The 21402-nt window shown below is 56.4% G+C and carries 20 protein-coding genes and 1 riboswitch; of the genes, 14 read left to right on the top strand and 6 right to left on the bottom strand.

Annotated features, from left to right (window positions below):
- The first annotated feature begins 81 nt into the window (after positions 1-81).
- The 6 genes from JEM67_RS14660 to JEM67_RS14635 all read left to right on the top strand — a co-directional run bounded on the left by JEM67_RS14660 (position 82) and on the right by JEM67_RS14635 (position 5971).
- Positions 82-1746, top strand: a complete 1665-nt coding sequence (locus JEM67_RS14660) for an ABC transporter substrate-binding protein (RefSeq protein WP_199635953.1) — start codon at positions 82-84, stop codon at positions 1744-1746.
- A 146-nt stretch (positions 1747-1892) separates the two neighbouring features.
- A riboswitch (M-box (ykoK) riboswitch) is annotated at positions 1893-2066 on the top strand.
- A gap of 72 nt (positions 2067-2138) precedes the next feature.
- Positions 2139-3161 carry a magnesium transporter gene (locus tag JEM67_RS14655; protein WP_199635952.1) on the top strand — a complete coding sequence of 341 codons (1023 nt, stop codon included), beginning with the start codon at positions 2139-2141 and terminating at the stop codon, positions 3159-3161.
- A gap of 144 nt (positions 3162-3305) precedes the next feature.
- Positions 3306-3398 (top strand): protein MgtS, encoded by a 93-nt coding sequence (gene mgtS / locus JEM67_RS14650; protein WP_013813036.1) that lies wholly within the window; start codon positions 3306-3308, stop codon positions 3396-3398.
- Between the two features lie 112 nt (positions 3399-3510).
- Positions 3511-3690 (top strand): hypothetical protein, encoded by a 180-nt coding sequence (locus JEM67_RS14645; protein ID WP_013813035.1) that lies wholly within the window; start codon positions 3511-3513, stop codon positions 3688-3690.
- Positions 3691-3722: 32 nt separating this feature from the next.
- Positions 3723-5099 (top strand): cation diffusion facilitator family transporter, encoded by a 1377-nt coding sequence (locus JEM67_RS14640; protein ID WP_199635951.1) that lies wholly within the window; start codon positions 3723-3725, stop codon positions 5097-5099.
- A 104-nt stretch (positions 5100-5203) separates the two neighbouring features.
- The gene (locus JEM67_RS14635; RefSeq protein ID WP_199635950.1) at positions 5204-5971 is read left to right on the top strand and encodes an AraC family transcriptional regulator; all 768 of its coding nucleotides are present in this window, start codon (positions 5204-5206) and stop codon (positions 5969-5971) included.
- Between the two features lie 3 nt (positions 5972-5974).
- Here JEM67_RS14635 and JEM67_RS14630 read toward each other — a convergent pair whose 3' ends face one another.
- The 3 genes from JEM67_RS14630 to JEM67_RS14620 are packed head-to-tail and all read right to left on the bottom strand — an operon-like array spanning position 5975 to position 10174.
- Entirely contained in the window at positions 5975-7561 is a 1587-nt protein-coding gene (locus tag JEM67_RS14630; RefSeq protein ID WP_199635949.1) for a DHA2 family efflux MFS transporter permease subunit, read from the bottom strand.
- Positions 7554-8672 (bottom strand): HlyD family secretion protein, encoded by a 1119-nt coding sequence (locus tag JEM67_RS14625; RefSeq protein WP_199635948.1) that lies wholly within the window; start codon positions 8670-8672, stop codon positions 7554-7556. The genes JEM67_RS14630 and JEM67_RS14625 overlap by 8 nt, the downstream gene beginning before the upstream one ends.
- Before the next feature lie 2 nt (positions 8673-8674).
- Positions 8675-10174 (bottom strand): efflux transporter outer membrane subunit, encoded by a 1500-nt coding sequence (locus JEM67_RS14620; RefSeq protein ID WP_199635947.1) that lies wholly within the window; start codon positions 10172-10174, stop codon positions 8675-8677.
- 186 nt (positions 10175-10360) lie between these two features.
- Between JEM67_RS14620 and JEM67_RS14615 the strand changes: the two genes are divergently transcribed.
- Both JEM67_RS14615 and JEM67_RS14610 read left to right on the top strand, forming a co-directional pair.
- A complete protein-coding gene (locus tag JEM67_RS14615) occupies positions 10361-11173 on the top strand; it encodes an AraC family transcriptional regulator (protein ID WP_199635946.1) in 813 nt (270 codons plus the stop codon).
- 80 nt (positions 11174-11253) lie between these two features.
- Positions 11254-11616, top strand: coding sequence for a cupin domain-containing protein (locus JEM67_RS14610; RefSeq protein ID WP_006319691.1), 363 nt, complete (start codon positions 11254-11256; stop codon positions 11614-11616).
- Positions 11617-11684: 68 nt separating this feature from the next.
- On the opposite strand, the gene JEM67_RS14605 is transcribed toward JEM67_RS14610, so the two are convergent.
- Positions 11685-13412, bottom strand: a complete 1728-nt coding sequence (locus JEM67_RS14605) for an ABC-F family ATP-binding cassette domain-containing protein (protein WP_199635945.1) — start codon at positions 13410-13412, stop codon at positions 11685-11687.
- Positions 13413-13921: 509 nt separating this feature from the next.
- Here JEM67_RS14605 and JEM67_RS14600 point away from each other — a divergent pair.
- Positions 13922-16345, top strand: a complete 2424-nt coding sequence (locus JEM67_RS14600; protein WP_199635944.1) for a DUF3772 domain-containing protein — start codon at positions 13922-13924, stop codon at positions 16343-16345.
- A 56-nt stretch (positions 16346-16401) separates the two neighbouring features.
- Here the strand turns inward: JEM67_RS14600 and JEM67_RS14595 are convergent, their stop codons facing one another.
- Complete coding sequence (locus JEM67_RS14595) at positions 16402-16575, bottom strand: hypothetical protein (RefSeq protein WP_013813029.1); 174 nt, start codon at positions 16573-16575, stop codon at positions 16402-16404.
- Between the two features lie 106 nt (positions 16576-16681).
- Here JEM67_RS14595 and JEM67_RS14590 point away from each other — a divergent pair, with 106 nt between their 5' ends.
- Both JEM67_RS14590 and JEM67_RS14585 read left to right on the top strand, forming a co-directional pair.
- Positions 16682-16924, top strand: coding sequence for a hypothetical protein (locus JEM67_RS14590; RefSeq protein ID WP_199635943.1), 243 nt, complete (start codon positions 16682-16684; stop codon positions 16922-16924).
- On the top strand, positions 16924-17193 hold the full coding sequence (locus JEM67_RS14585) for a PTS transporter subunit EIIB (RefSeq protein WP_062790613.1): 270 nt from the start codon (positions 16924-16926) through the stop codon (positions 17191-17193). The genes JEM67_RS14590 and JEM67_RS14585 overlap by 1 nt, the downstream gene beginning before the upstream one ends.
- Here the strand turns inward: JEM67_RS14585 and JEM67_RS14580 are convergent, their stop codons facing one another.
- Positions 17194-18129, bottom strand: a complete 936-nt coding sequence (locus JEM67_RS14580) for a LysR substrate-binding domain-containing protein (RefSeq protein ID WP_013813027.1) — start codon at positions 18127-18129, stop codon at positions 17194-17196.
- A gap of 123 nt (positions 18130-18252) precedes the next feature.
- On the opposite strand from JEM67_RS14580, the gene JEM67_RS14575 reads away from it, so the two are divergent.
- The 3 genes from JEM67_RS14575 to JEM67_RS14565 are packed head-to-tail and all read left to right on the top strand — an operon-like array spanning position 18253 to position 21395.
- Positions 18253-19518 carry an ABC transporter substrate-binding protein gene (locus JEM67_RS14575; RefSeq protein WP_199635942.1) on the top strand — a complete coding sequence of 422 codons (1266 nt, stop codon included), beginning with the start codon at positions 18253-18255 and terminating at the stop codon, positions 19516-19518.
- A 42-nt stretch (positions 19519-19560) separates the two neighbouring features.
- Entirely contained in the window at positions 19561-20553 is a 993-nt protein-coding gene (locus tag JEM67_RS14570; protein WP_199635941.1) for a carbohydrate ABC transporter permease, read from the top strand.
- Positions 20550-21395 (top strand): carbohydrate ABC transporter permease, encoded by an 846-nt coding sequence (locus tag JEM67_RS14565; RefSeq protein ID WP_199635940.1) that lies wholly within the window; start codon positions 20550-20552, stop codon positions 21393-21395. The genes JEM67_RS14570 and JEM67_RS14565 overlap by 4 nt, the downstream gene beginning before the upstream one ends.
- The last annotated feature ends 7 nt before the right edge of the window (positions 21396-21402 follow it).

Genomic DNA, 21402 nt, shown 5'->3' with positions numbered 1-21402 from the left:
TGTTTGATAATGAAAGAAATTCATCACGTCTTTTGGTTATGAGTCATAGCGATTAATCATTTAAGTTATTCAACTGCTTCAATGAATATGAGCGTCTACAAAACACCAATAATGGATAAAGACGTGAAACATTCATTCAGACTTGACGGATTGGCTGGTCTAATCTTCCTGTCTTTGCAGGCGGCCACGCTGGTTCATGCCGCCGAAGTGCCGGTGGGCGTCAAACTAGCGGCCACTCAGGAACTGGTGCGGGCCAATGGCTATGAGCCTGCGACGCTGGATCCCAATCTGGCTGAAAGCAACGTGGAGTTTAATATCTTCAATGACCTGTTCGAAGGGTTGCTGCGGGTGGGTAAAAACGGCGAGGTTATTCCCGCGCTGGCCACGCAATGGGAAAACCAGGGCAATGTCTGGACCTTCCATCTGCGCCCGGAAGCCAAATGGTCGAACGGCGATCCGGTTACCGCCGAGGATTTCGTCTTTAGCTGGCGCCGCCTGACCGATCCCAAAACCGCCTCGCCGTACGGCAGCTATCTGGCCTCGGCCTATGTGCTTAACGCTGCGGAGATTAATGCCGGCAGCAAACCGCCGACGGAGTTGGGGGTGAAGGCGCTGGATGCCAATACCCTGCAGGTCACGCTGTCTGAGCCGAACTCCTATCTGCTCAAACAGTTGGTGCATTTCCCTGTGTTGCCGGTGAACCGCAAGGCGGTGGAAAAATACGGCAAAAACTGGACGCAGCCGCAGAATTTCGTCAGCAACGGCGCTTTCAGGTTAACGCAGTGGGTAGTGAACGAAAAAGTGGTGGTGGAGCGTAACGCCCAGTATTGGGATAACGCCCATACGGTGCTTAACAAAGTGACTTTCCTGCCGCTGCAAGGATTCCCCGAGGTGGCGCGCTTCAGGGCCGGGGAAATTGAGCTGGGCTATAGCACCCCGCCGGAACTTTATCAGCAGTTGAAAAAGAGCCTGGGCGAGGAACAACTGGTGACTTATCCGTTACTGTCCACCAGCTATTTTGCCTTTAACACCCGGCAGGCACCTTTTAATGACGTACGGGTGCGACAGGCGTTAAATCTGGCGCTGGACAAAGAGATTATCGCCACCAAGGTGTTGGGCTACGGCCAGCAACCGGCCTGGACCTTTACCCCTTCCGGGGCCGGCGGTTTCACGCTGAAGGCCGGGGAGGCGGCGGGGTGGTCGCAGGAGCAGCGGGTCGCCCAGGCGAAAAAGTTGCTGGCGGAGGCCGGATTTAGCGCTGAGCGCCCGTTGCAGTTCAATTTGTTGTACAGCAATGACGCCACCATCAAAAAGATTGTCATCGCCAGCAGCGCGATGTGGAAAAAGAATCTGGGGGTTAATGCGACGTTGCAAAGCCAAGAGCGCAAGGTGACGCTGGATAACATCAACAATGGGCATTACAGCGTAGCTTTTTCTCGCTGGCTGGCAGACTACAACGATCCGTCCACCTTCCTGAACGTCTTCCGTTCTACCAGCAGTGAAAACTCCGCCAAATATGCCAACGAGAATTACGATCGGTTGTTGCATCAGGCCACTGCGGCGAAGACGCCGCAGCAGGTACAACTCTATTTCCAACAGGCCGAGGAGAGGTTGGCGGTGGATACGCCGGTGGCGCCGGTTTATTACGAAGCCAACGCCACGCTGGTCAAACCCTATGTGAAAGGCATCGATTTTACCCGACAGGGGCCGATGTACGACAAGAACGCCTATATTATCGCTCACTGACGTCGTAATAATAGGGGTGGGATTTTTCTGCCCCATTTTTATTATCTTTGTAGTTAAATGGTTTTTTCTAAATGTTTCATAAACGGCTGGCCAGATTTACGCCCGCCGCCAAAAAACGCGGCTATAATGCCTCCCGTAGTTTATATGCAGTATCTCGTTTGGCGAGGCTCCTATACAAACACAGGTTACTGATCTGACGACATCGAGAGATGCCCAAGGTTAAGACAGGCTTTATCGGATTAAGGTTTAGCCCAAGGTAACTTCTGATAAATACATCAGATACGTTGTATAGTGCTAAAACCTGGACGCGGAGATAGGCTGTCTGCACTCCCTCTGTGGTTAACGCCCCTATGCGATTCGCTGTTGAAGTTTAAACAGAAATAGGGACTAACATGATGAAGTCACATCAAAATTACTCATCTCCGGCGCTGGCCAATGCTGACGTTCTGGATGAGTCCTCGGTAGCAAACTATATGAACGCCGATTTTATTACCGTTCCCGGTAATATGACGGTCAATAAAGCCAAAGAATATTTTCTTTCACAACTTAAAACGGATGAAATTCCGGCTCAGCTGTTTGTCACCGCCGACGATTATCAATTGCGTGGCACGCTGTCGGTTAAAAAACTGTTGCAGTGCGAGGAGGATGATAAAGCCGTTGGGGTAATGATTAACCACAGCTATTTCCAGGTATCGCCCGACGACGATCGTAATGACGTCGCCCATTTATTAGGCAAGGGCGGGCTGGACGTAGTGCCGGTGGTGGTGAATAAAACCTTGGTCGGGGTGTTGGGGGAAAAGGAAATCGCCCGGCTGATTGAGGATGAAAACACCGAGGATGCACAACGACAGGGTGCCAGCCTGCCGCTGGACAAGCCCTATCTGGAAACCAGCCCTTGGGCGCTGTGGCGCAAACGCTCGGTTTGGTTGCTGATGCTGTTCGTCGCCGAAGCTTACACCGGCAACGTACTGAAGGCGTTTGAAGACCAGCTGGAAGCGGCGATCGCCCTGGCGTTCTTCATCCCGCTTCTGATTGGTACCGGCGGTAACAGCGGTACGCAGATCACGTCCACATTGGTACGCGCCATGGCGCTTGGCGAAGTCAGCCTGCGCAACCTGGGGGCAGTGATCCGCAAAGAGGTGTCCACCTCGCTGTTGATCGCCGCCACTATCGGCGTCGCCGCCTGGGTTCGCGCGTGGATCATGGGTGTGGGAATGGACGTGACGATGGTCGTCAGCCTGTCGTTGGTGGCAATAACCGTCTGGAGCGCGATTGTGTCCTCGATTATCCCTATGTTGCTGAAAAAAGTGGGGATCGACCCGGCGGTGGTGTCCGCACCCTTTATCGCCACCTTTATCGATGGTACCGGCCTGATTATCTATTTCAAAATTGCCCAGCACATTCTGCATATTTAAACCGAAAATCCGCTTCGTGTCGCTGCCGGAGCGGACATTTTATCTCACCCAATAAGGAGGCGTGTTAATAGCAATGAATAATCCTTTAACCCACTTTTTAATTAAAGAGGTTTTTATCGATAACCGTTAACTGAGGAAATAATAATGGGAAACATGACAATTTTTGTAGGATTCCTGAGCATTATCAGCTCACTGGGCCTGTTAGCCGCCTATATGAGCACCAAATGGGATGATTAATGAACGTTGAAGAACCACCGGAATGCATCCTCCCCGAAGTGTTTTATTTACGACGGGGAGGATACCGATAAAACTCTGACCGCCGCCTGCGGTTTTAACGAGTAAAACGATAATGATTATTTTTATTCTTGGCCTGCTGTATGCCATTTTAATGATCTCTGTGGGTGTTAATGAGATTTATTTTTATTCAACCGGAAAATCAGAATTCCTGTCTAGTTTAATGCTGACATTCTCGGGTAGTATGCTGCTGGTTGCTTTTGTCTGGCAATTGTCTGCAAAAAATAAAAAATAAATTCCAATGCGAATGCGAATGTGAGCCGTACTATGCAAAATGAAAAACAGTCCGTTGCCAGAAACTCGATGATAGCCAGTGGGTTATTGGCGACCGGTAAATTTGCTGCGGGTATTTTTACCGGCAGTATTGGTCTTATTTCCGAAGGGATACACTCTTTCACCGATTTTGTCGCCACCAGCATTACCTGGCTGGCGGTGCGCATCAGCGACAAACCAGCCGATGAGGACCACCACTTTGGTCACGGCAAAGTCGAAAATCTGGCGGCGTTGTTTGAAGTACTGCTGCTGTTGGGCGCGGCGGGCTGGATTGTTTACGAGGCCGGCACCAGCCTGCTGGGGCAGGCGCATGAGATTGTCGCCGCGCCGGTGGTGATTGCGGTGCTGTTGATCTCGATTGTGGTCGACTATTTCCGCGTCAAGGCGCTGAATCGCGTGGCGAAGGCCACCGACAGCGCGGCGCTGGAAGCCGACGCACTGCACTTCTTTTCCGATATGCTGTCTTCCGCCGTGGTGCTGCTGGGGATGATATTTGTGTTGCTGGGATTCAGCCGCGCAGATGCGATTGCGGCGTTGATCGTAGCCTGTTTTATCGTGGTCGCTGCCTTGAAGTTAGGCAAACGCTCGTTCGATTCGCTGATGGATACGGCGCCTGCCGGTGCCAAAGAGGAGATCGGCACGTTACTGGACAGTTTTCCGGCGATACTGGCGACCGAGAATATCCGCATTCGCAACGCCGGTGCGGCCCTGTTTATCGAGGTGACCGTCGCCGTCTGCCGCACCTTGCCGCTGGAGCGCATCAACGCGCTGAAGCAGTCCATCGCCGAGCGGCTGGAGCGGCAGTATGCCCACGCCGAAGCCACGGTGATTGCCAACCCGCAAACCCGCAGCGATGAAGACATGGCGACCCGCATCCGGGTGATTGCCGCCAATCACGGTGCGGTGGTGCAAAATGTGGCGTTGCAGCAACTGCCGGAACGCATGTCGATCAGCATGGATCTGGCGGTGCCGGCCAGCGCCAGCGTGGCGCAGGCGCATGATATCGCCAGCGAGATTGAAAACCTTTTGCGCCAGGCTATCGGCGAAGACACCGAAATCGAAACTCACCTTGAACCGCAGATGCCTCATTGGATCGCCAGTGAGGACGTAGAGCCGGATGAACTGGCAACTATCCGCCAGATCTTGCGAATTGCGGTGGAAAAGGGGGAGATGGTGCAGGACGTGCATAACATTCGGGCGCGGAAAACGGCGGATGGCATTATCGTCAATTTCCATTGCCGGGTATCGCCGGCGGCGTCCATTGTGGCGGCTCACGACGCGGTGGACCACATAGAACGCCAACTGCGGGCGCTTTACCCCACCATTTCGCGGGCGATAGGGCACGTGGAACCGATCAAGCCCGCTTTGTGAGCCTGCATTGCGGCGATCAGTGGGATGACAACAAAAGCCCAAACAAGATAAAATAGTGGTAAACCAACAAGTTGGTATTGCTGTTTGAAACCCGAGGACGAGCGATGGCCGAGTTTGCTTCCGATCACTACCATGATTCCATCTCGATGCCCGTCACCGGCGTTGCCGTCGATTACTCCAACGGTCACGTGATCGCCGCGCACAGCCATCGGCGTTCGCAGTTGGTTTATGCGGTGGAAGGGGTGTTGGTTATTGAAACGGATGTAGGCCGTTGGGTCGTCCCGCCGAGCCGGGGCGTGTGGTTGATAGCGGGCGTCAGTCACACCGTGCGAATGCGCGGTGTGGCGCGAATGCGCAGTATTTTCGTCAATCAGGATGCTATTCCCGGATTACCCGATGTTGACTGCGTGATCGAGATTTCACCTCTGCTGCGTGAATTGATCCTTGCCGCGACCAAAGTCTCGGGCCATTACGATCTGGAAAGCCGTGACGGCCGTTTGATGCGTTTTATCCTCGATGAGCTATGTTCTTTGCCCGTACTGCCCTTTAATCTTCCCTGGCCACTGGATGCACGGATACTGCGCGTTTGCCAGACACTGTCCGAAGATCCCGCCGATAACCGTGCTGCCGATGACTGGGCCGCTGATTTGGCGATGAGCGCCAAGACGTTCCATCGTCAGTTTCAGCGGCAAACCGGCATCACCTTTGGGCGTTGGCGGCAGCAGGCGCGCCTGCTTTTGTCACTCGAATGCCTGGCTCAAGGCATGCCGATTGTGCAGGTGGCGCTGCAGCACGGTTACGAAAGCCAAAGCGCCTTTGCCGCCGCCTTTAAACGCCAGTTTGGATTGCGGCCTTCCGAGTTTTATCGTTAGCGCTCAGTTTTTTCGCAAAAAGAACCCTGCCAGCACGCAGGCCAGCATTGCCAGCCCGGCAAGGTAAAAAGCGTCGCTGTAGGCCAGCAGCAGGGCATCACGATGCAGGATCTGATCAATCAACCCCAAAGCCTGCAGGCGCAACCTTGCCACCCCCGCACCATACAGGGCCGCAGCGTGATCGAGATGGCCGTGCGAGAGTATTCTGACAGTCTCGACCAGCCGTTCCTGCATCGCCTGAGCAAAAGAGGTAACAGATTCGCCAATGCGCTGCGCATGCAGTTTTTCACGCTCAACCACGATCTGGCTGGAAAGGGCGATACCGATAGCCCCGCCGATGTTGCGCACCATCGAAAAAAGCCCCGATGCCGATCCCACTTGATCCTTTTCCAGCCCTTGAATTGCCATTACCCCCAACGCCACCACCACTAACGATTGCCCGATGCCGCGCACGATCAGCGAAGGAACAATGACGTTATAAGCCGCATCGGGATTGAGGTGAGTGTTCATCAGGCAACCGAGGCCGGTAATCAAGAATCCGGCCACGATCGCGGTGCGGGCGCTGGTCCAGCGCATCAGTCGAGGCGTAGCGAACGACATGATAAATTGAATAATGCCGTAAGGGATCATCATTGCCCCGATCTGGCTGGCGTTGTAACCGTGCACTTCGGCGAAATAGTTAGGCACCAGGAACACCACGCCAAACACCACCGCGCCGAAGCAAAACTGCATCAGACTGGCGAGACCGAAGTTATAGCGGCCCAGCAAGCGCAAATTAATAAACGGCGTCTTACTCTTAAGCTCCGCGTAAATAAAACCGGCAATCCCCAACACGGCCAGCAAGGTGCAATTGACGATAAAAGACGAAGCAAACCAATCCTCTCGTCCGCCTTCCTCCAGCATGATTTGCAGAGAGGAAAGGCCAATCGCCATGGTGATAATTCCCCACCAGTCACCCTGTTTGAGTTTCTCAAGCCTCATGGGCTGCGGTTTGACCGACCAGCCAATGGCGGCCAGCAGCACTATCCCAGGGGGGACTTGCAGATAAAATATCCAGCGCCATGAGTAGGCATCGGTTAACCAACCGCCCAGTGAAGGGCCTGCCGCCTGCGCAACATTGTTAGCTACCGCAAACAGCGCCATGCCGAGAGAATGCTTGTGAGAGGGCAATTCGCCGACGATTAGCTGAAACGACAAGGGGATCAGCACGCCGCCAAACGCGCCCTGCAGCGCACGGGCGAGGATCATGGTCTGAATATTGGGGGCCAGCGAGCAGGCCATAGAGAAGAGCACAAATCCAGAGGTTCCGACCATCAGCACACGGCGCATGGAAAATATCGAGACTAACCAACCGGTTATCGGGATGATGATGATCTCGGCCACCAGATAGGCGGTGGTGATCCAGGATCCTTCTTCAAAGGTGGCACCCAGCGAACCCCGCACGTCGGGTAATGAAGCGTTGGTGACGTGTACATTCATGCCCGCCATGAAACAGCCGACGACGCTGCCCAATACGGCCACCCAGGTGCGTAACGAGATTTTGTCTGTGTTGGGCATGACCGTGGTCTGGGTCGAGAGACGGCTACTCATGGTGGGTCTCCACCGTCACCATCACCGACATTCCGGGGCGAACCTGTTCAACCCTTGGCTGGCCGGCATCAAGGCGAATTCGCACCGGCATCCGCTGAACGATTTTGGTAAAGTTGCCGGTGGCGTTATCCGGGGGAAGCAGCGCAAATTGCGCCCCGGACGCAGGGGAAAAGCTTTCGATCTTGCCCTTGAAAACCTGCCCATCAAACGCATCTACCCGTACCTCGGCAGGTTGGCCAACCTGCATTGGGTCAATTTGCGTTTCCTTAAAGTTGGCAATCACGTAAGTATTGCCGGGAACCACGGCAAGCAGCGGCGAACCCGTCTCGACATATTGGCCGGCCCGCAAAGCATGCTCACCCACAGTGCCGTCGATCGGACTGACAATCCGGGTGCTCGCCAGATTAATGCGTGCGATCGTCAGCATGGCTTGCGCTTGCGTCTGCATGGCTTTCGCCTTGTCGCGCTCGGCCTCGGTAGCCTGTTGGCTGCTGGCGAGTACGGACAGCGCCTGCTGCTGGCCAGCGAGCCGCGCCTCGGCCTGCGCCAGTTGTGCGGCGGTTTTACGGGCATCCGCGTCAGCCGATTCTACCTGTTGGGCGCTGCTGATGTTTTGGCGCGCCAGGCGATGCTGGCGCTGGTCCTCCAAGGCCGAGCGATTTGATTCTGCGACGGCGGCGCGGACAGCGGCTTGAGCTTCTGCAATCAGGCTTGTCTGCTGCTGCTGACGAGCGGCCAGATTGGCGATACGCGCCTGTTTCACGTCATTTTCGGCAATCGCCGCCGCGACTGCGGCTTCGGCCAGCTCAACCTTGGCCTGATAATCGCGGGAATCGATTCGGGCCAGTACCTGGCCGGCTTTTACCTGTTGATTGTCGCGAACCTCCACGGTGACCAGATAGCCGTTGATGCGAGGGGCCAGCGTGACAATGTCGGCGCGCGCATAGGCGTCATCGGTCTCGATCATCCAGCGGCCAGTAGTCCACCAGTAAATTCCCCAAGCCAACACCAACAGGGTAACCAACAGGATGCCGGCCAGAGTTCGGGGCCGAGGTTTTGCGCGTCGGGCGGCAAAAAATGGCTTTTTAGCAGGCGAAGTATTTTCGGTCATTATTATGATTCTCTTTTAAAAACAGGAGGAAATAACATGCTGGAAGCGGTTTTAGACCGCTCAGGTACCGGGAGCACCACAGAGGGAGCCTGCTGCCACCCGCCACCCAGGGCTTTAAATAACGTCACCTGAGCCTCAATTACCCGCGTATTTGCGCGCGCCAACGCACTCTGAACGGCGACGTCATTACGTTGATTGTCGAGATAGTCGAGAGCGGTTGCGGCACCGTCCTGATAGGCAAGCGTCGATAGCTTCAGCGCTTGTCGACTGTTTTCGGCTGCCTGTTGAAGGAGTTTTTGCTGCTGCAGGGCAGAGTCATAGCTTGCCAGGCTCACCTGTACCTCTTTCAGCGCAGCTAAAATCGTGCCGTCAAAATGCGCGAGTGCTGCACTTTCTTTGGCTCCTGCCTGAGCGATACGTGCCCGGGCCTGCGTAACGTTAGGGAAGGACCATGAGATCAGCGGTCCGATGCTCCAGACCGTGGCGCCGCTGTTACCCCAATCTTCAGGCTGGTGAGCGGAGCTGAGCATGTTGGCTCCCAGCGAAATACGCGGATAGAGATCGGTGGTCGCTACGCGAATATTGGCCGTTGCGGCGGCAAGCTGTTGTTGTGCCTCGCGCACATCGGGGCGACGGCGTAACAGGGCTAAGCCGTCGTTGTCAGGCAAGCCGCGATACGCCAGCGTTGGCGGTTTCAGGCAGGCAAGTGCCTGTTCCGGGGGATTGGCAGGCAGGCGGCCCATTAACACCGCAAGTTCAGCCAATACGCGCTGACGTTTGGCTTTCAACACCGGCAGGTCGGCGCGAGTCTGGTAGACCAAACCTTGAGCACGAACCACATCCAGCGCGACACCGGCCCCGGATTGATACAGCGCTTCGGTAATCTGCTGTCCTTGCTCAACCTGCGCCAAAGCCTGTTGAGCAATACCGATCCGTTGACCGTAGCTGCAGGCGCTGAGCCAGGCCCGGGTCGTTTCGGCGGCAACCCACACGCGCACGCCGTCTTCTTCGGCCTGAGCAGACTCCGTGCCTGCCTGTGCCGCGCCGGACTGTGAACGCAGGCGGCCAAACAGATCGAGTTCCCATTGCAGATCGATCCCGGCGCTATAGCGGCTGCCGGTGCGGATATTGTCGCTTTGACCTAACGCCGCCTCGATTTGATCGTCTAGCGAACTGCCATATCCCCCCTTAGCAGCGAAACTTGTGCTGGGCAGTTTTTGCGCATCGGTTTCACGTAGAAGTGCCCGGGCCGCAAGCAGATTTGCCGCTGCCGCACGCAGATCCCGGTTGTTGCTCAACGCCTGCTCGACAGCCTGGTTTAAGGCGGGATCCTGATACAAAGACCACCATTTATCCGGCGTATCGGGCGTGATAGTTTTCGTTTTTGCCAAAGGCTTAGCCGCGAGCGGCAGAGTGGTGAGGGGAGGTTGACCTGGGCCCACCACGCAGCCGGCAGATAACAAGGGAAGTAAGGCAATCGTCAGCCTTTTGGATATCAACATGCGTCACACTCTTCAATGAGAATGCGTCCAGATTAGCGGGTAAAAAGCTGTCTTTATGCCGAGATTTCGACTTTCATTATCTTGAAATGGTCATTTTTAACGGACCAACTAGCCAACGCGAGCTTTAACGATTATCAATAACCTTCCTCCAATCATCGTTGTCTCGACAGACGCAGGTATCCCCCCATGTCACGAAGTAAAGACCTGCAAGACTGGGTTAAACCGGCCCGCTCCCCAATGCAAATTGAGCGTATCGAAGCCTTTTTCGGTGGGCACGGCTATGAGCTCCATCGCCACGATACCTACGCCATTGGCCGCACGTTGTCCGGTGTGCAGAGTTTCAACTATCGTGGCGGCAGGCGTCATAGCTTGCCCGGCGGCACCCTGGTATTGCATCCGGATGAACTTCATGACGGGGAGGCGGGTACGCAAGAGGGGTTTCAGTACCGCATGGTTTATATCGAGCCTGCATTAATCCAAAAGATACTCGGCGGCAAGCCATTGCCCTTTATTCCGGGCGGTCTTTCCGGTGACCCACGGCTTTTTGCTGCGGCTCAACCCTTGCTCAGGGCCATGGAAGATCCGTTTGAAACGCTTGAGGAAGAGGATGCGCTTTATGACCTGGCGCAAACCCTGGCCGTTGTCGGGGGGCAACGTTATCAACGGCGGGCGTTTGACTATCAGGCGGCTGAAAGGGCAAGGGAATATATCCATTCCTGTTTCGATAAAAATATTACCCTGGATGAGCTTTCTTCGATCAGCGGCAGAGATCGCTGGAGTCTGAGCCGGGATTTTCGGGTGCTGTTTGGCACCAGCCCCTACCGCTACGTCACTATGCGCCGTCTTGAACATTGCAGACGGCGGATGTTGGCGGGCCATCATCTGGCAGATATTTCAATCGATGCGGGATTTGCGGATCAAAGCCACATGACGCGCCAATTTATCAGCAATTTTGGCGTTTCTCCTGGCCGCTGGCTGAGGTTTATCAAAGGAGGTTGATCCAGAAGTTGCACAATCATTCAAGATTGCCGTCCGCCGGGTCAACTATGCTGGGCTCCTGTTAACCAAGGAGCCTGAAAATGTATCAACCTATTAATTTCGCTCATAAACTCTCACTGTTTACCGAACAATGGCAGCCGAAAGTGATTGCCGAGATGAATGACTATCAGTTTAAAGTGGTCAGAATTCACGGTGACTTCGTCTGGCATACGCATGCCGAAACCGATGAAACCCTTATCGTGTTGGACGGTGTTTTACGCATTGATTTTCGTGATGGTCATGTGCTGGTCAATGCGGGTGAGATGTATGTGGTCCCGCGCGGCATCGAACACAAAACCTCTGCCGAGATCGAAACCCAACTGATGCTTATCGAACCTCGCGGCGTGTTGAACACCGGTGACGAACGGGGAGAACGTACTGCGGTCAACGATGTCTGGATTTGATCAAGTCCGCCCGGCAAGCCTGTAGCTGGGATAATAGAAAGGCCGCCAGAACGGGCGGCCTGTGAAGGTCAGTCCAGCTTCAGCCGGACGGTGATTTCAGCAATTTCGTTGCGCCATTGCTGTTGCAACGCCGGTTTTTGGTGCCTGATTTTGCGCGCCAAATCCTCCTGCAGTTTAGCCTCGAGTTCGAACAAGCAGGCCAGCAGCCGCTCTTCATCATGGTGTAACCCCTCGCTGTCGCCGGAGGCGGTTTGCCTGGCCGCTTGTGGCTCTGCACCGGGTTCTTCCGCCAGCCGGGCATAGACCGGGTCCAGCTCCGGCCACTCTTCAAGCTGTTGATGATCAATCAGCCAGAATCGGTTACAGCTGTTTTCTATCAACATCCGGTCGTGACTGACCAGCATCACTGCGCCTGCAAATTCGCGCAGGGTTTCCGCCAGCTCCTCTTTGCCTTCCATGTCCAGATGATTGGTCGGTTCGTCGAGCAGCAACAGCGAATGGTTGGCCAGCGTCAGGCCGACAAACAGCAGGCGCGAACGTTCGCCGCCGCTTAGGGTGCTGATCCGCTGCTGATGGCGCAGGTAAGGGAATCCGGCGCCAATCAGCGCCATTTTGCGCTGCTCTTCGGTCAGCGGAGCGAAGTGCGTCAACGCCTCGCTCAGCGTATCGCCATCCTGCAACTGCTGAAGGCTCTGATCGTAATACCCGATACGCACCCTGGGGTGGAATACCACCTCACCGGAAACAGCGCTTTGGTATTCCCGCCACAGATGCTGCAACAGCGAGGATTTACCGCAGCCGTTACGGCCAACGATGGCGATGCGATCGCCGCTTTTCACCCGCAGATGCGCGAGGCGAAACAGCACCGGCGCATCAGCTGCCGGACGTACATCCAGCTGCGGCAGGGCCAACAGGCGATCGGCGTCCAGGGCTTCGCCCCGCAGCCGGAGCCGCCACTGAGTAGCGGCCGTCAGCTGAGTTTGCTCCTCTTTCAGGCGGTCGACCCGCTTCTCCATCTGTTTGGCCTTGCGGGCCAGATCCTCGTTGTCGTACACCCGTCCCCAGACCGCCAGCCGCTGGGCGCTTTTTTCCACCCGCTCGATCTCCTTTTGCTCCGCCTGACGGCGATGCGTATCCGCCGCATCTTTGTCCTCCAGCGCCTGACGCGCCGCAGAGCAGGGCAGGCGGAAGAACTGCAGGGTTTTGTCGCGCAGGATCCAGGTGCAGTTGGTCACCTTATCCAGCAGGTAGCGGTCGTGGGAAACCAGCACGAAGCTGCCCGACCAGTTTTGCAGGAACCGCTCCAGCCACAACAGCGTCGGCAGATCCAGATGGTTGCTGGGTTCATCCAGCAGCAGCAGGTCCGGCCGGCGGATCAGCGCGCGCGCCAGCAGCAGGCGGGTATGCTGGCCGCCGCTCAGGGTACCGGCGGTCAGTGTCCAGGAGGACGCAGCAAACCCCAGGCTGGTCAGCAGGACTTCACCCTGCCAACTTTCGCTGACGCGCTGGTTTTCCGGCAGACGCGCCAGTACCGCATCAAGCAGGGTGCAGCCGTGCAGTTCGACGGGAAGATGTTGTTCCACTCGCGCCATCAGGCATTGGTGAGAGAGGGTAACGCTGCCGGTAGTGGCGGGCAGGGCACCACTGAGGATTTTAAGCAGGGTGCTTTTGCCGCAGCCGTTGTGGCCGATTAAACCGATGCGATCGCCTTTTTTCAGGCTGAAGGAAACCTCAGCCAGCAGCGGGCCGAACGCGTTGTCGTAACCGACGGATTGTGCAGATAATAATGTGCTCATTGCTTACTCAAGAGTTACAGGCAGGCAAATGCCTATCGTCAAACATCGCTGACGACAACCCGGTAAGCCGGAGGGAAGGGACTCAATTTTTCAGTAAGCTTCGCTCAAGCCTGGGTTATCACAGCACGATACCGGTAATGCTTGAGCAACGGCGATCACTATAGAAGTGTGAGTAAAAAAACAATTCACACATCGGCATAGTAATCCTCCTTTTATAATGTTGGTTAATAGGTGAGCTGAGTATAGGGCTATTCTTCAGGATAGGCCACTGCCCAATCACTCAGATTATCAGTAGGCTAACGGCCAAAAGCGGCCAGATTTCCGGTCGTGCCGTTGCGGTAATGCAGTAGGAGGAATAATCGTGCTGAATGGGAATAATACTGATATTTAAGCTGAGATTAAGCAGCTATCATAATCTCAGTTTATGATTAGCCAAACGGGCCGGTAAATAGTCAATACCGGCCCGTTTGTTTCGTCTGTCTATCATGCCATTGCCGAGCACTGAATTTATGTTAAAACCCCGTCAGATCATTCTTTTCCTGTTCCTGCTGTTTGGGTTGCAGTTGACGCCGCTGACCAGCGTCGCCGCACAGGATGACCCTGTTGCCGTCAGCGCGCCGGATGCCGCCGCCGCGTTGAAAAACTACCAAAAACAGTTAGATAGCATCAAACAGCAGGTCTCCAAGGCCAGCACAGATACCCAGCTCAGTAAGCTGAGGCAGACCACCGACGAGCTGGCCGCCGGTCTGGAAAAACTGGCAACCGATCTGCAACCGGCGCAGGAAAAGCTGCAGGGGCAGTTGGATGTCCTGGGCCCGCAACCCGCCGCCGGTTCGATGCCTGAAACCGCTGCCGTGGTACAACAGCGCAACGCGTTGAACAACAGCAAGAAGCAGCTGGATGATGCGGTAAAACGCGCGCAAGAGATGAGAACCGGCGTGTTCGATCTGGGGCAGCAAATCGGTGATATGCGCCGCGTGGCGTTCAAAACCCAGTTGGCGCTAAATACCGGCAGCGTGTTGGGGGCCAAGTTCTGGTCACCGATCGTGCAACCTACGGACGATGACGCACAGCGGCTGGATCAGTTCCATGTCGCCATGAAAGAGGCGTGGGATGCCAGTTGGCAGGAGGAGTGGCGCTACGGCACCCTTGGCCTGCTGCTATTGGCGGTCGTTATCTGGTCATGGGGGCGTTATTTATCCGAGCGTTTCCTGGCCTGGGTGAGCATTCGTTATCTGCCGGACGGGCGTTTGCGCCGCAGCTTTATGGCGATGGCGACCGTCAGCGTCACGGTCATCACCACCGGCATCGCGCTGAATCTGCTGTATCTCACCTTTACCCGCGTGCAGCCGCTGCCGGCCATGCTGGAGGATTTCGCCGAGGGGTTTAATCGGCTGGGGATCTTCTGCGCGCTGATCGCCGGACTGGGCCGCGCCACACTTTCGCTTAACCGCCCGTCATGGCGTTTGGCCTCGTTGGACGATGCCGTCGCCTCCGGCCTGCGTTTCTTCTCGCCGTTGTTGGCAGGGTTGGCGCTGGCGTTCGGCACCGTTGAACAGATCAATAACGTGGTGAGCGCCAGCCTGGCCTCGACCATTTTCGGCAATGGCCTGGTGGCCGGGTTGATCGGCATGGTGCTGCTGGCGATGCCACTGCGGGCCCAACGCATCCGCCGCAAGCTGGAGCAGCAGGGCGAACATGTCGAGAAGCGCTCCACCATCAGCGGGTTGCTGCACATGGGCACGCTGGTGGGCTCGCTGGTCATCCTGTTCTCTCTGCTGATTGGCTATATCGCTTTCGCCCGCTTCCTGACCTATCAGGTGATTTGGATCGCTCTGGTATTGATGGCGTTCTATTTCCTGCTGCTGTTTGCCGTCGATCTGTGCGGCGCGATTTTCTCACCGCAAACCGCCAGCGGAAAAATGCTCAAGAAGTCCTTTAACTTCAAGGACCGTCACCTGGAGCAGATGGCGATTATTCTTACCGCCGTCGCCAAATGTTCTTTGCTGTTACTGATGATTGTCGCGCTGTTTAACGGCACGTTCGGCACCACCACGCCTAACTCGCTGTTGGACAAGATTATCGCCATTCTGAGTGGCGAAGGGTTGAAGAGCCTGAACATCGTGCCCGGAAACCTGATCAACGCGGTGATATGCCTGGCCATCGGCATCTATATCATGCGGGTGACCCAGCGTTGGTTGAGCCATGAACTGCTGCCGAAAACCATTTCAGATATCGGCATCCGTGCATCCTTGGTCACGCTGTTCAGTAACGTGGGCTATGTGCTGTTGATCCTGATCACCCTGGCGGCGCTGGGCATCCAGTGGAGTAACCTGGCGTGGATTGTCAGTGCGTTGTCGGTCGGTATCGGTTTTGGTTTGCAAGAGATCGTGAAGAACTTTATTTCCGGCATGATCCTGCTGACGGAGCGGCCGGTGAAAGTCGGCGATATGATCGGCATCGGCGGCGTAGAGGGTGACGTGCGCCGGATTAATATCCGCGCCACCGAAATCCAACTCAGCGACCGTTCGACGATGATCGTGCCAAACTCGCAGCTGATCTCGCAGAACGTACGTAACGCCACCATGGGCAACGCCCAGGGCGTGGTGACCATTGCGTTGACCTTCCCGACGGATATCGATCCTGAGCAGGTGCGCAATATTCTGCTGAGCGCCTATCAGGATTATGACGCCATTCAGGAAACGCCGGCCCCTTATGTCCGCTTCAGCCAGCTCGGCCCTGAAGGCATCATCCTCAGCGTAACCGGCTACGTTGCCAGCCCGCGCATGGTCGGCGCCACCAAAAGCGAGCTGTTGTTTAATATCCTCAAACTGCTGCGCGCGCAGCGGGTCAATATGTCCAGCCCGCAGGAAGTGGTGTTTATGAAACAGCAGGCGAAGAATCTGGCCAACGAAGAAGAGCAGTCTTCTTAACCTTTGCCGGAAGGCGGCGGGCCGGAGCGTTTCTCGGGGGCCCGCCAGTCCGCCGATTAGTGCATCGCCGGCACTACCGATTGCGAACAGTCGCTGTTGGCACTGGCGGATGAGTTGTTGCAGGTCTGCGGATCATTGTGTACCGGCGGTGGCGGCACGTCCTGTGGGCCGCCTCTGCCAATACAACCGGAAAGGACAAAAATCAGCAGCGCAGGGATTATCGCTTTCATTTCACTCTCCTGAAGTCAATGTCACTGCCGTGCATTACCGCGGATACCCTTTTTGATCGTCGTGTCGGGGCTTCAGACCTTGGCGCCGGTCATTATGTAGAGCAGCATGCAAACGATCAGTAATGATATAACGATAGCCCAGATTAATCGGTTCATCTGCGGTCCCTGGTTATTCTGTGAACTCAGCGCCTACCATAGCGCTGCCGGTGGCGCAGGGATATCAATGATTGCCGTTTTTTTGTCCGCCATAGATTCACTCTATATCCTCTCTGCTGAAATCAATTTCACTTTGCCCGGCGACCGGCCCTATGCTGCAGCGGCATGTGGCAAACTCTCTCAGGAGGCATAATGGAAAAGCATGAGCTGGCGGCATCGGTGTTGGCGGCATTCGGCGGGGCGGACAATCTGATCAAACTGCGATACTGCGCCAGCCGCATCAGGGCGGAACTGCGCGATGGCAGCCGCTTGGATCGGCCGGGGATTGAGGCACTGGATGGGGTTAAGGCGTTGCTGGAGGTGGAAACGTCGCGCCACACCCCCGAGTTTCAACTGGTGGTGGGGCCAGGCAACGCCCGGCCCTTGTATCAGGCGTTGATCGCAGTGACCGGCGAGAAATAACTACAGCAACAGAGGGCGGATCTGCTCCAGATGCTGATGCATTAACGCCTGCATCTGCACCACGTGGGGCGCATCCGCCTTTTCGCGCATCAGGTAAATGCCCACCGTGCAACGCAGGCTTTCCTGCGTCGTTTTCAGCGGCACAATGCCGTAGTCGGCGAAATAACCCGCCATGCAGGTGGGATAAGCCAGCATCACTGCGTCAGAATCGTTGATCATGTCCACCGCCGACATCATCGAGTTAGTCGAGCAAATCACCCGTTCCGCCAGATGCAGCCGGTTACGCGCCATTTTCTTCGGCTGCATGTCTTCCACCATATGTTGATAGCGGCTTTCATCCGGCGTCAGCTCCACGCAAGGGTAATCCAATAATTCGTCCGGCCCAACCTGCCGGCCTGCCAGCGGATGCCCGCTGCGGACGAACATGCTGTCGGTGGTGCTGAACAGCGGCAAAAAGCTGATGCCGGCCTTGGGGTTCAACCCCTGAATTTCATGGCCGATAAACATATCGATATCCCCGCCCAGCAGCAGATCCATCAGGCGCAGGTGGTTACCCAGATCGATATGAATATTCACCGTAGAGTGCAGGCTGCGGTAGGCATTAAAGCTGTCGCGCACAAACATATACCACCAGGCGTGGCCGGTGCCCATGCGCAGGCTCTGTTCCTGGCGTGCCTTGATGAACGCCAGCTTGATCAGCGTGTTGTCATAAATGCGCTGCATCATCTGCGCCTGTTCCAGCAGCAGATCGCCGTATTCGGTGGTGGTAACCCCGGTTGAAGTGCGCTCCAGCAGTTGCACCCCCAGGTTCTCTTCCAGTTTCTTCATGTTGTGGGTCAGCGTCGGCTGGCTCAGGCAAAGCTTGTTTGCTGCATGACTCACATTTTTGAACATCGCTACTTCGATAAACTGCCGCAGAATTTTGTCCACGATCATGTTTTCCGCTATTGGTATAGAAAGTTTCTATATCTTAGCGGCGAAAAACGATTTCCGCCAATAGCCCGCCTTCGATAGTTTGCTCCTATGCCGGTATTCCCAGCCGCCACCAGAGAGGACGCAATGAGAAGATTGATACCGAGTATGGTCGCCACCGCACTGGCGCTGATGTCCGGCCAGGTGCTGGCCGATACCTTGCGGATGGAATGCGCGCCCAGCAAAGAGGGCCGTCAGTTCTGCAATGAGATTAAGCAGCGCTTTGAGGCTCAGACCGGCCATACCCTGGAGTTTATCGATCTTCCCCGCGCCTCCGACGAAAAGCTGTCGCTGTTTCAGCAGTTGTTTGCCGCCAAGGATTCCAGCGCCATTGATTTGTTTCAGGCCGATACCGTGTGGATCGGCGTGCTGAACAAACACCTGTTGGATCTGACCGACAGCGTGAGTGACATCCGGCAGGATTTTTTCCCCGCTGCCTGGCAGAACAACGTGGTCAATGGGCGGGTCAAGGCGGTTCCGGCTTATCTGGACACCGGCGCGCTCTATTACCGCAAAGATCTGTTGGAAAAGTACGGCGAACAGCCGCCGGTCACCTGGGATGAACTGACGCGCATCGCTACCCGCATTCAGCAGGGTGAACGCCAGGCGGGCCATAAGAACTTCTGGGGGTTGGTGTTCCAGGGTAAATCCTACGAAGGGCTGACCTGCAACGCGCTGGAATGGGTGGCCTCGCAGAACGGCGGAGGGTTTATCGACGCCAACGGCAACATCACCATCAATAACCCGCAGGCGGCGCAGGCGTTTAACAGGGCTGCGGGCTGGATCGGCACTATCTCGCCGAAGGGCGTGTTGGGTTACATGGAGGAAGAGTCCCGCGCGGTATTCCAGAACGGCGACGCGCTGTTTATGCGCAACTGGCCCTACGCCTATGTACTGGCGCAGGACAGCAGCAGTGCAATCAAAGGCAAGGTCGGCGTGCTGCCGCTGCCAAAGGGCGCGGACGGCAACTCGGTCAGCGCGCTGGGCGGTTGGCAGTGGGCGATCAGCGCCTACACCAAAAACCCCACGGCGGCGATAGCGCTGCTGAAAATCGTCAGCGACGCCGAATCGCAGAAAAGGGCGCTGACGCTGATGGGCTGGGCGCCGTCGCGGACCGCGCTGTATGACGATCCCAAGGTGTTGGCGCAGGCGCCGTATCTGTCGGATTTCAAGGGCATTTTCACGCAGGCTATGCCGCGCCCGGCGACGCAGACCAAAAGACAGTATGCGCAGGTCTCGAAAGCCATCTACAACGCCACCTTCAATGTGTTGCGCGGTGATAGTGACGGCGTCACGGCGGTGGCGGATTTACAGCAGCGGCTGGAGCGGATTAAAGCCAGAGGATGGCGTTGAAGGCAGTGTAATTCCCCCCATTAACGGCCCGGAGTCTGATGCATGAAACACGATACACACAGGTTAACCCTGACGGTCACGCCCGCCTCGGCGGCAGTGCAGCCGGTCAGACGCAGCAAGCTTAATCACCGGCAGCGCCGCAGCCGCATCGCCTGGCTGTTGGTGGCGCCGGCAATGTTGCTGCTGGCTGCGGTTGCCGGCTGGCCGCTGCTGCGCACCCTGTTTTACAGCTTTACCGACGCCATGCTGGATGCGCCGGATGAATACCGCTTTGTCGGCTTTGCCAACTATCTGGATCTGACCGGGGGCGGCCACTCGTACGGCGTACTGGCGGATCCGCAGTGGTGGCAGGCGGTGGGCAATACGTTGCGTTTCAGCCTGCTGTCGGTATCGCTGGAACTGGTGTTCGGCATGTTGCTGGCGCTACTGATGAACCAGAAATTTCGCGGACAGGGCCTGGTGCGCACTGCCATTTTGGTGCCCTGGGCGATTCCTACCATTGTCTCCGCCAAGATGTGGGGCTGGATGTTCCACGATCAGTACGGCGTGGTGAACGATCTGCTGCTCAAGTCGGGGATTATCGACGCGCCGCTGGCCTGGGTCGCGGAGCCGGGGTTGTCGATGTGGGCAGTGGTGATTGCGGACGTCTGGAAAACCACGCCGTTTATGGCGCTGATGCTGCTGGCCGCGTTGCAGCTTATCCCGGGCGATCTGTACGAAGCCGCACGGGTGGACGGGGCTAACGCCTGGCAGCGGTTCCGGCGCATCACGTTACCGCTGATCATGCCGGCGATGATCGTCGCGCTGATTTTCCGGGTGATGGATGCGCTGCGGGTATTCGACCTGATCTATGTGTTGACCTCCAACAGTGAAGCCACCATCTCGGTGTCCGGTTATGCCCGCGACCGCATGGTCAGCTATCAGGAAATGGGTTCCGGCTCGGCCGCTTCGGTGCTGGTGTTCATGATGGTGGCCGGTATCGCCGCCTGCTTCCTCACGCTGGGCCGCCTGAATGACAAGGAGAAACGTGCATGAAACTGACTCGCCAACAGCACAAGTACGGCCATAAGGCACTGATTTTCGCCGGTGCCGCGCTGGCCAGCGTCATCTGTTTGTTTCCCTTTTACTACGCGCTGATCACCTCGCTGCGTTCGGGGGGGAGCCTGTTCCAGGTCGCTTATCTGCCGGGTACGCCGCACTGGGGCAATTACCTGACGGCGTTGATGGATAACGGCATCGCCCGCAGCTTGTTGAACTCGATCGTTGTGGCAACGCTGACGGTGGGCATCTGCTTGCTGGTGTCGATAACTGCTGCCTTCGCTCTGGCGCGCATCAGCTTTCGCGGGCGCAAATATCTGCTGTTCACCATTTTGTGCGTCTCGATGTTCCCCCAGGTGGCGGTGCTGTCCGGTATGTTCGAACTGGTGCGTTTTATGGGGCTGTACGATTCGCTGGGCGCGTTGGTGCTGTCCTACACCACCTTTTCGCTGCCGTTTACCGTCTGGGTGCTGACCACCTTTATGAAGGCGATCCCGGTGGAACTGGAAGAGGCGGCGATCGTCGACGGCGCCAACACCTGGACCATCATTACCCGCATCTTCGCGCCCATCATGGGGCCGTCGTTGGTGACCACCGGGCTGCTGGCGTTTATCGGCGCCTGGAATGAATTCATGTTCGCCCTGACGTTTGTCATCTCCAGCGGCAAGCGCACCGTGCCGGTGGCGATCGGCATGCTGCAGGGCGCCTCTCAGTTCGAACTTCCCTGGGGCACCATCATGGCGGCCTCGGTCATCGTCACACTGCCGATTATCGTGCTGGTTCTGATTTTCCAGCGCCGCATCGTCAGCGGATTAACCAACGGCGCAGTAAAAGGCTGATTTTCGA

The sequence above is a fragment of the Serratia sp. PAMC26656 genome (assembly GCF_016469055.2).
GTDB classification, from domain to species: Bacteria; Pseudomonadota; Gammaproteobacteria; order Enterobacterales; family Enterobacteriaceae; genus Serratia; species Serratia plymuthica.
This window is presented reverse-complemented; position numbering and strand designations above follow the sequence as displayed.

What these genes read in the sequence shown, in the direction of transcription:
- JEM67_RS14660 (WP_199635953.1), top strand. Translation starts at nt 82, where the DNA reads ATGAATATGAGCGTCTACAAAACACCAATAATGGATAAAGACGTGAAA.
- JEM67_RS14655 (WP_199635952.1), top strand. Translation starts at nt 2,139, where the DNA reads ATGATGAAGTCACATCAAAATTACTCATCTCCGGCGCTGGCCAATGCT.
- mgtS (WP_013813036.1), top strand. Translation starts at nt 3,306, where the DNA reads ATGGGAAACATGACAATTTTTGTAGGATTCCTGAGCATTATCAGCTCA.
- JEM67_RS14645 (WP_013813035.1), top strand. Translation starts at nt 3,511, where the DNA reads ATGATTATTTTTATTCTTGGCCTGCTGTATGCCATTTTAATGATCTCT.
- JEM67_RS14640 (WP_199635951.1), top strand. Translation starts at nt 3,723, where the DNA reads ATGCAAAATGAAAAACAGTCCGTTGCCAGAAACTCGATGATAGCCAGT.
- JEM67_RS14635 (WP_199635950.1), top strand. Translation starts at nt 5,204, where the DNA reads ATGGCCGAGTTTGCTTCCGATCACTACCATGATTCCATCTCGATGCCC.
- JEM67_RS14630 (WP_199635949.1), bottom strand. Translation starts at nt 7,561, where the DNA reads ATGAGTAGCCGTCTCTCGACCCAGACCACGGTCATGCCCAACACAGAC.
- JEM67_RS14625 (WP_199635948.1), bottom strand. Translation starts at nt 8,672, where the DNA reads ATGACCGAAAATACTTCGCCTGCTAAAAAGCCATTTTTTGCCGCCCGA.
- JEM67_RS14620 (WP_199635947.1), bottom strand. Translation starts at nt 10,174, where the DNA reads ATGTTGATATCCAAAAGGCTGACGATTGCCTTACTTCCCTTGTTATCT.
- JEM67_RS14615 (WP_199635946.1), top strand. Translation starts at nt 10,361, where the DNA reads ATGTCACGAAGTAAAGACCTGCAAGACTGGGTTAAACCGGCCCGCTCC.
- JEM67_RS14610 (WP_006319691.1), top strand. Translation starts at nt 11,254, where the DNA reads ATGTATCAACCTATTAATTTCGCTCATAAACTCTCACTGTTTACCGAA.
- JEM67_RS14605 (WP_199635945.1), bottom strand. Translation starts at nt 13,412, where the DNA reads ATGAGCACATTATTATCTGCACAATCCGTCGGTTACGACAACGCGTTC.
- JEM67_RS14600 (WP_199635944.1), top strand. Translation starts at nt 13,922, where the DNA reads ATGTTAAAACCCCGTCAGATCATTCTTTTCCTGTTCCTGCTGTTTGGG.
- JEM67_RS14595 (WP_013813029.1), bottom strand. Translation starts at nt 16,575, where the DNA reads ATGAAAGCGATAATCCCTGCGCTGCTGATTTTTGTCCTTTCCGGTTGT.
- JEM67_RS14590 (WP_199635943.1), top strand. Translation starts at nt 16,682, where the DNA reads ATGCAAACGATCAGTAATGATATAACGATAGCCCAGATTAATCGGTTC.
- JEM67_RS14585 (WP_062790613.1), top strand. Translation starts at nt 16,924, where the DNA reads ATGGAAAAGCATGAGCTGGCGGCATCGGTGTTGGCGGCATTCGGCGGG.
- JEM67_RS14580 (WP_013813027.1), bottom strand. Translation starts at nt 18,129, where the DNA reads ATGATCGTGGACAAAATTCTGCGGCAGTTTATCGAAGTAGCGATGTTC.
- JEM67_RS14575 (WP_199635942.1), top strand. Translation starts at nt 18,253, where the DNA reads ATGAGAAGATTGATACCGAGTATGGTCGCCACCGCACTGGCGCTGATG.
- JEM67_RS14570 (WP_199635941.1), top strand. Translation starts at nt 19,561, where the DNA reads ATGAAACACGATACACACAGGTTAACCCTGACGGTCACGCCCGCCTCG.
- JEM67_RS14565 (WP_199635940.1), top strand. Translation starts at nt 20,550, where the DNA reads ATGAAACTGACTCGCCAACAGCACAAGTACGGCCATAAGGCACTGATT.